We start from the raw sequence: 7,666 nt of genomic DNA, 5'->3' as shown, positions 1-7,666 counted from the left end.
CAGGTCTTTGTCAAGACCTTTCGTGAAAACCATAGAAACCATATCAACTGTAAACTGTACACTGATATATAGTGGCATTTTGCCACTATATATCAATTAAGTTGACGTATATGAATTAAAGGTATTAGTTTGGGGAAGGAAGATGGTAGTGAGTGACAGAAAGAATACTTTATTGAAGGGAACAGCTATCTTAGCAGGAGCTTCATTTATCAGTAAATTTTTAGGATTTATTTATAAAGCGGTTTTATCAAGGTTAATTGGGGCAGAAGGACTTGGAATTTATGAAAAGGCTTATCCAATTTATACTATGATTTTGACCATTTCGATTGTGGGAATTCCTGTAGCTATTTCTAAGTTAGTAGCAGAAAAAAGGGCTGAAGGAAAGGAAGAGGTAGCAGATTTTATCTTTCAGGTAGCTTTGAAAGTCAGTTTTGTAATTGGACTATTAGCAGCAATTATGGTTGGAGTCTTAGCTAGACCGATGGCTCGCTATTTATTAGATGATGTTAATGTTTATTACTCAATCTTAGCAATTGCTCCAGCAATATTTTTGGTTTCAATTATGGCTACATATCGTGGTTATTTTCAAGGTTGGCAACAGATGAAACCGACAGCAGTTTCTCAGATGATTGAACAGTTATTTAGGATAGTTATTATGATCATTTTAGCTTACCTGTTGATACCTTATGGAGTTGAATTTGGGGCAGCAGGAGCAGCAGCAGGGGCATTTTTTGGGGCGATTGCGGGTTTAGGTATCTTACTGGTTATTTATTATCGTTTTCAGGCTGATCGGGATTTCAAATCAGAATCTAAATTGGTTGAGAAGCCAGCTGTTAAAGAGGTCTTAAATCAGATCTTTTCATTGGCAATACCTGTTACTCTAGGAGGTCTGATCTTACCGTTGATGAGATTGATCGATGCTTCAATGATTACTAGAAGATTAGAAGTAGCCGGTTATTCTTTACAAGCAGCAACTGGCTTATATGGTCAGTTTAATGGAATGGCTATGACCTTAGTTAGATTTCCTACTGTAATTGCTGCTTCATTGGCAGTCAGTTTAGTTCCAGCTATTTCAGAGGCTTATGCTCTTGATGCGGACAAGCTTGCCAAACGAAGGATTGCTAAAGCTTTTAAATTAACGTTGTATGTAGCAATTCCTGCTTCTTTAGGACTATTTATTTTAGCAGAACCTTTAACTGAGATGATCTTTGCTAATGTTGGAGCAGCAATTCCGCTCCGTTATTTATCAGTGGGAGTTGTTGCTATTGGGCTACAGCAGGTTACATCCAGTATTTTACAGGGTTTTGATCGACCGAAGTTACCAGCCCGAAATTTATTTTTAGGAGCTTTATTAAATGTAGTTTTAAATTATACTTTGATAGCAATGCCTGACTTAGGAATTAGAGGGGCGGCAATTGGAACGGCAGCTGGCTTTAGTTTGGCAGCTGGCTTGAATATTTGGGGTGTCTTTAAGATAGCTAAACCGGATTTTGATTATCAGACATTGATTTTCAAACCACTAATTAGTGGAGGAGTTATGTCCATTTTAGTTTTTGTAGTCTATGAAGGATTGTTACAAATTAGTCAATATAAAATATTAAGTACATTATTTAGTATTTTGGTGGGAATGTTAAGTTATGGTTTAGTATTATTATTAACTGCAGCAATTACTAGAGAGGATTTAGAGGTATTACCTAAGGTAGGAGTTAAATTAATCAATTTTTTAGATAAGTTTGGATTAGTGAGGGGATAATAATGGTAAAAATAATTGGTTTAGGAGCTGGTGATTTAAAATTATTGACGTTAGAAGCTTATCAAAACTTACAAGAGGCAGAATTGATTTATTTGAGAACAGAAAAACACCCTGCTGCTCAGGATTTGAAACAAGAAGGGATTGAATTTAATACATTTGATCATCTTTATCAGCAGCAGGATAACTTTAAAGGTGTTTATAAGCAGATAGCAATTAAGATTATTGAGTTGACCCGAGAGGACAAGCAGGTTGTTTATGCTGTACCTGGTCATCCATTAGTTGCTGAAGAGTCAGTACAAAAGATTATTAATAATTTGACTGAGCAAGAGTATCAAATAATAGCCGGGCCAAGCTTTTTAGAGCTGAGTTTTGCTGCTTTGGGTCTTGATCCAATTAGTGGCTTAAAGGTTTTAGATGGACTTGCTTTTACTACTAGAGATTTAGACCCGAGCGTTGATACAATTATCTGCCAGGTTTATAATCGCAGTATTGCTTCTGAAATAAAGTTAAAATTGATGGAAGTTTATCCTGATCAATTTAAGGTCAAGCTATTACATCGGGTAGGATTAGCAGCAGAGAAAGTTGAAGAGATTCCCCTTTATCAGCTTGATAGATTAGATTGGATTGATCATTTAACCAGCTTATATCTACCAGTTGCTCAGAGTAATCCAACTCAGTTCAATCAGCTATTAGGGATCATGGAAACTTTAAGAGGGGAAGATGGCTGCCCTTGGGATCAAAAACAGGATCATCAGACTTTAAAAAAGCATTTAATTGAGGAGAGCTATGAAGTAATTGAAAGGATTGAAGATGAAGATTATTTTGGTTTAGCAGAGGAGTTAGGGGATTTATTGTTACAGGTTGTCTTTCATGCTCAGATTGGCAAGGAAGAAGGGACATTTACGATCTATCATGTTATTACAGAGATTGTTGAAAAGTTAATCAGACGCCATCCTCATGTTTTTGGAAAGGTTGAAGTAGAGGATGAAAGTGAAGTGATCAGCAATTGGGAAGAGATTAAAAAGCAAGAGGCTGAAGGTAAAGAGAAAACGTCTTTATTGGAGCAAGTTCCTAATCAACTACCGGCATTAATGTTGGCCCAAAAGGTTCAAAAGCAAGCAGCTAAGGTTGGTTTTGATTGGGAGAAAGTAAAAGAAGTAGTAGCCAAGGTTGACGAGGAATTATTAGAATTAAAGGATGCCCTTAAAAATAATCAAGCTGAAGAGATAATTGAAGAATTAGGTGATTTAATCTTTGCTGCAGTTAATTTGGGAAGATTTTTAGAGATCGATACAGAATTATGTTTACGCCAAGCAGTTAATAAATTTAAGAAAAGATTTAACTATATGGAACGACAGGCTGACGATACTGAAGAGGAATTAGAGCAATTAACTGGGAAAGAATTAGAAAAATTATGGCGACAGGCAAAAAAGGAACTATAACTGAAGGAGGAAGGATTATGTTGAGTTTTAAAAGGGGAGTTAGTAGTTTATTAATTATTCTATTTTTAACTTTGATTCCAACTGCTTATGCTAGTGAACCGGATATAGATGTTAAGTCTGCGATCTTAGTAGAAGCTGAAACTGGACAAGTACTATATAGTTATAATGATGATTTAGAGTTACCTCCAGCCAGTATTACTAAGACAATGGCTTTATTATTGGTGATGGAAGCAATAGAGGCGGGAGAAATCTCTTTAGAAGAAGAAGTAGAGGCAACTAGATTGGCCCAATCAAAGGGAGGATCACAGATCTGGTTACAAGCAGGAGAGAAGAGGACAGTTGATGAGTTATTAAAGGCAGTTATTATTCCTTCAGCCAATGATGCTACTGTTGCTTTAGCTGAACATGTGGCTGGTTCTAAGGATAACTTTGTACGGCAGATGAACCGAAAAGCAGAGGATTTAGGCTTAGAGAATACTTATTTTGGCAATGCAACTGGTCTTCCAGTTAGAGATGGGCAAGATAGTTATTCGACTGCTGAAGATATTGCAGTTATGTCCAGAGAATTGGTAAAATATGATCTGGTAATGGAATACTCTAGAAGAAGAACTGATAGAATCAGAGATGGCGAGTATCCAATTTATACTACGAATGATTTTATTGGTCACTTTACTGGGGCTGATGGATTAAAGACTGGTTGGACAACAAAAGCAGGATACTGTTTAGTAGGTACTGCTGAACGGGATGAAACTCGTTTTATTTCAGTTATATTAGGAGCAGATAGTGATCGAGGTCGAGTAGATGAGACTGCTCGATTATTAGATTATGCTTTTAGAGCATTTCATGAGACTAAGTTAATCAATTCTGAAGTGGAGGTAGAGCAATTAGAGGTAAAAAAAGGGGAAGAGTTAGAAGTTCCAGTGATTACAGCTACTGATTTTTTGGCATTTATTGAGCGGGGAACTAAGGATGAAATTGTACAAGAAGTAAGGATTGAACGAGAGTTAGAAGCTCCAGTAGAAGAAGGAGAAAAGGTAGGAAAATTAGTATTTGTCCAAGAAGAACAAGAGTTAGGTAGAGTTGAATTAGTAACAGTTGAAGCGGTAGAACGAGCAGGGATTTTAACTTTGCTTTTTAGATGGGTTAAAAATTTTATATTAGGATTTTTTAACTGATAAAAAAGCCTTCTCTCTGAGAAGGCTTTTTTTCTTTAGATTCAACTTTATCCTTTTATAGTCTTAAATTTGTGAATAAAAGATGAATCTAGAAGTAATACTAGTGATAAAAGGAGGAGTTGCAGTGAAAATCAAAAAAATTTGTATAAGTCTAATTTTTTTAGGATTGATAGTATCGTTGATAGGTTGTGATCCGGCTGGTGACGATAAGATTCAGGATGCTGGTGAAGGAGATGCACCATTAATCACTGTTGAGTTTGAAGATGGAACGACTGAACAGTTGAATATTGAAGAATATGTTGCTGGAGTTGTAGGGGCTGAGATGAAACCAGATTGGCCACTTAATGCTTATGCAGCTCAGGCTATTAAGGCTAGAACCTTTACATTAAGATTCATGGATGAAGAGGGAGAGAATAGAATTAGTGCAGAACATGAAAAAGCTCAAGCTTATGATCCAGATCAAATAACTCCAGAAATTAGTGAAGCGGTCGAGCAGACAAGAGGATTGGTAGCTACTCATAATGGAGAGTATATTAAAGCTTGGTTTCACTCCAGTGCAGCAGGGCAGACGACCAGTGCTCAAGTAGGATTAGCTTATGATGATGCTGAACCACCTTATGTAGTCAGTGTAGAATCGCCTGATCATCAAGCACCTGAGGATATTCAAAACTGGCAAGTTATGATCAGTCAAGAAGAGGTCTTACAAGCTTTAGAGGAAACTGGAGAAGAGGTAACTCAAGTTTCTGAAATAAATATTCTCGAGAAAGATGATACAGGTCGGATTGTTGAAATTGATATAGTTCATGATCAAGGTACAAAGCGGTTGAGGGGAGCTGAGTTTAGAACACTTGTTGGTCCAGATAATTTAAAATCTACAGTAGTTAAAGAAATAAATCAGGAAGATGATGTGTTTGTGTTTATTGGAAGTGGATGGGGTCATGGTGTAGGAATGAGCCAATGGGGAGCTTATCATATGGCTCAAGAAGGTAGTTCAGCAGAAGAGATAATTAAATATTATTTTCAGGATGTTGAAATAGAGAAGAAATGGGATTAAGCATTTAATTTTTGATTAAAGGCTTCCCTCATTATTTATTATTAAATAATGTTATAATTTACCAGGAATTATTGAGCTGGTCTCGAATAGATCATGATAGAGTACTTAAAAAGTGAAGGAGGTCTTTATGGATTATAAAACAAAATATACGCAGTGGTTAGAGGGTGATTATTTTGATCAACAAACAAAAGAAGAGTTGCAAGCAATAAGTGGTGATGAAGAGGAGATAGAAGAGCGGTTTTATACAGATTTAGATTTTGGAACTGGTGGCATGAGGGGGATTATTGGAGCAGGTACTAATCGAGTTAATATTTACACTATTAGAAAGGCAACACAAGGATTGGCCAACTATATTAAAAAAGAAGGAGATAAGTCTAAAGGGGTTGTTATCTCACATGACCCAAGACATATGTCACGAGAGTTTGCTGTAGAAGCTGCTCTTGTATTGGCTGCTAATGGGATTAAAGCTTATTTATTTGATGATCTACGTCCTACACCGCAACTTTCTTTTGCAGTTAGGCAGTTAGAAGCAACAGCTGGAATTATGGTTACAGCTAGCCATAATCCCCCTGAGTATAATGGGTATAAGGTCTATTGGGAAGATGGAGCTCAGGTTGTATCGCCTCATGATACAGGAATTATTAGTGAGGTTAATGCAATAGAAAGATTTGAGCAGGTTAAAAGAGTTTCAAAAGAAGAGGCTGAAGAAGAAGGATTATTTGAAATTATTCCTTCTGAACTAGATGATGATTATATTCAGACCTTAAAGGATTTAGCCTTAAAACCAGAGTTGATTACAGAAGCAGGTTCTGATTTTGATATCGTCTTTACGCCACTACATGGGACAGGAAATATTCCGGTACAGAGAATTTTCGAGGAGCTTGGTTTTGAAAATTTACATGTTGTTCCTGAACAGGAAGAACCAGATCCTGAGTTTTCCACTGTAGATTATCCTAATCCAGAGGAACCGGCAGTCTTTGAGTTGGCAATTGAGTTGGCTAAGCAGAAAGATGCTGATCTGATTATGGCTCATGATCCCGATGCTGATCGGGTGGGAATAGCAGTCAAGGATGATCAAGATGAGTGGTCTTTTTTAAATGGAAATCAAGTCGGAGTCCTGTTGACAGATTATATACTCAACTCATCAGAGCAGATTCCTGATAATGGAGTAATCATTAAAACGATTGTAACTACAGAGATGATTAATCCGATTGCTAAAGATTACAATTTAGAAGTTTTAAATACGTTAACCGGTTTTAAATATATTGGTGAAAAGATTAAAGAGTTTGAAGACGGAAAGTATGACAAAGAATTTATCTTTGGATTTGAAGAAAGTTATGGTTACTTATACGGAACTCATGCTAGGGATAAAGATGCAGTAGTAGTAACTATGTTGATTGCAGAGATGGCTCTTTATTATCAGCAGCAAGGTAGTTCTATTTATCAAGAGATGTCAAGATTATATGAAAAATATGGTTATTACAGGGAAGATTTAGAATCCTTAAGGAAGCCAGGTAAAGAAGGTAAAGAGCAAATTGAACAGATTTTAAAAGACTTGAGAGAAGATAGTCCACAAGAGATAAATAATCAACAAGTAGTAATTAAAAAAGATTATTTAGTAGGGAAGAGTTATAATTTAGAAACTGAAGAGGAAGTTGAGCTAGATTTACCAGAGTCAAATGTATTACAGTTTAAATTAGAAGATGATAGTCTAGTAACGGTTAGACCTTCTGGAACGGAGCCTAAGATAAAATTCTATTTTTCAGTTGTAGGAGAGACAGAAGAGATTGCAGGAGGAAAGTTAGTAGCATTAAAAGATGAGATGATGGAGTTAGTAGAGTAAAAGTTTGGCCCTTAAGGGCCAAACTTTTACTTTGGAACTTATTAAAAATATAAAAATTTTAATATCTCCATTTAAAAAGTTTTTATCAATAACATCTAGAAGTTTAGTTAAAGGTATGGTACAATTATTCATGATTTTATAGATTTTGTACTTAGGGGCATGTATCCATTTAGTCAAAGGAGTTTTATTTTTTAAGAACTTTTTATAAAAAACGATGCAACGCTAGTGATAATTTTTTAATAAAAAGAATTGACAAACTCAATAAAATTAATTATAATATGTTTATAAGTAGTCAATAAAAATAATTGAAAGTTAAAAGAGTGGATATAATTTCATAATCTTTAATAATTAACTATAAGATCCTACTCTAACTAAGAATAATATCTTGGTTAGTAGTGG

General features: G+C 35.6%; 5 protein-coding genes. All 5 read left to right on the top strand.

Annotated features, from left to right (window positions below; all coding sequences use genetic code 11):
- The first annotated feature begins 142 nt into the window (after nt 1-142).
- The 5 genes from MWH25_RS07160 (at nt 143) to MWH25_RS07140 (ending at nt 7,267) form a co-directional block, all read left to right on the top strand.
- Entirely contained in the window at nt 143-1,753 is a 1,611-nt protein-coding gene (locus MWH25_RS07160; protein WP_248626965.1) for a putative polysaccharide biosynthesis protein, read from the top strand.
- A 2-nt stretch (nt 1,754-1,755) separates the two neighbouring features.
- Nucleotides 1,756-3,195, top strand: coding sequence for a bifunctional methyltransferase/pyrophosphohydrolase YabN (gene yabN / locus MWH25_RS07155; RefSeq protein WP_248626964.1), 1,440 nt, complete (start codon nt 1,756-1,758; stop codon nt 3,193-3,195).
- Between the two features lie 17 nt (nt 3,196-3,212).
- On the top strand, nt 3,213-4,370 hold the full coding sequence (locus tag MWH25_RS07150; protein WP_248626963.1) for a D-alanyl-D-alanine carboxypeptidase family protein: 1,158 nt from the start codon (nt 3,213-3,215) through the stop codon (nt 4,368-4,370).
- Between the two features lie 124 nt (nt 4,371-4,494).
- Nucleotides 4,495-5,424: a SpoIID/LytB domain-containing protein gene (locus tag MWH25_RS07145; protein ID WP_248626962.1), complete on the top strand. Its 930-nt coding sequence runs from the start codon at nt 4,495-4,497 to the stop codon at nt 5,422-5,424.
- A gap of 127 nt (nt 5,425-5,551) precedes the next feature.
- Entirely contained in the window at nt 5,552-7,267 is a 1,716-nt protein-coding gene (locus MWH25_RS07140; RefSeq protein WP_248626961.1) for a phospho-sugar mutase, read from the top strand.
- The last annotated feature ends 399 nt before the right edge of the window (nt 7,268-7,666 follow it).

It is taken from the genome of Natroniella acetigena (assembly GCF_023227745.1).
GTDB classification, from domain to species: Bacteria; Bacillota; Halanaerobiia; order Halobacteroidales; family Halobacteroidaceae; genus Natroniella; species Natroniella acetigena.
This window is presented reverse-complemented; position numbering and strand designations above follow the sequence as displayed.

What these genes read in the sequence shown, in the direction of transcription:
- MWH25_RS07160 (WP_248626965.1), top strand. Translation starts at nt 143, where the DNA reads ATGGTAGTGAGTGACAGAAAGAATACTTTATTGAAGGGAACAGCTATC.
- yabN (WP_248626964.1), top strand. Translation starts at nt 1,756, where the DNA reads ATGGTAAAAATAATTGGTTTAGGAGCTGGTGATTTAAAATTATTGACG.
- MWH25_RS07150 (WP_248626963.1), top strand. Translation starts at nt 3,213, where the DNA reads ATGTTGAGTTTTAAAAGGGGAGTTAGTAGTTTATTAATTATTCTATTT.
- MWH25_RS07140 (WP_248626961.1), top strand. Translation starts at nt 5,552, where the DNA reads ATGGATTATAAAACAAAATATACGCAGTGGTTAGAGGGTGATTATTTT.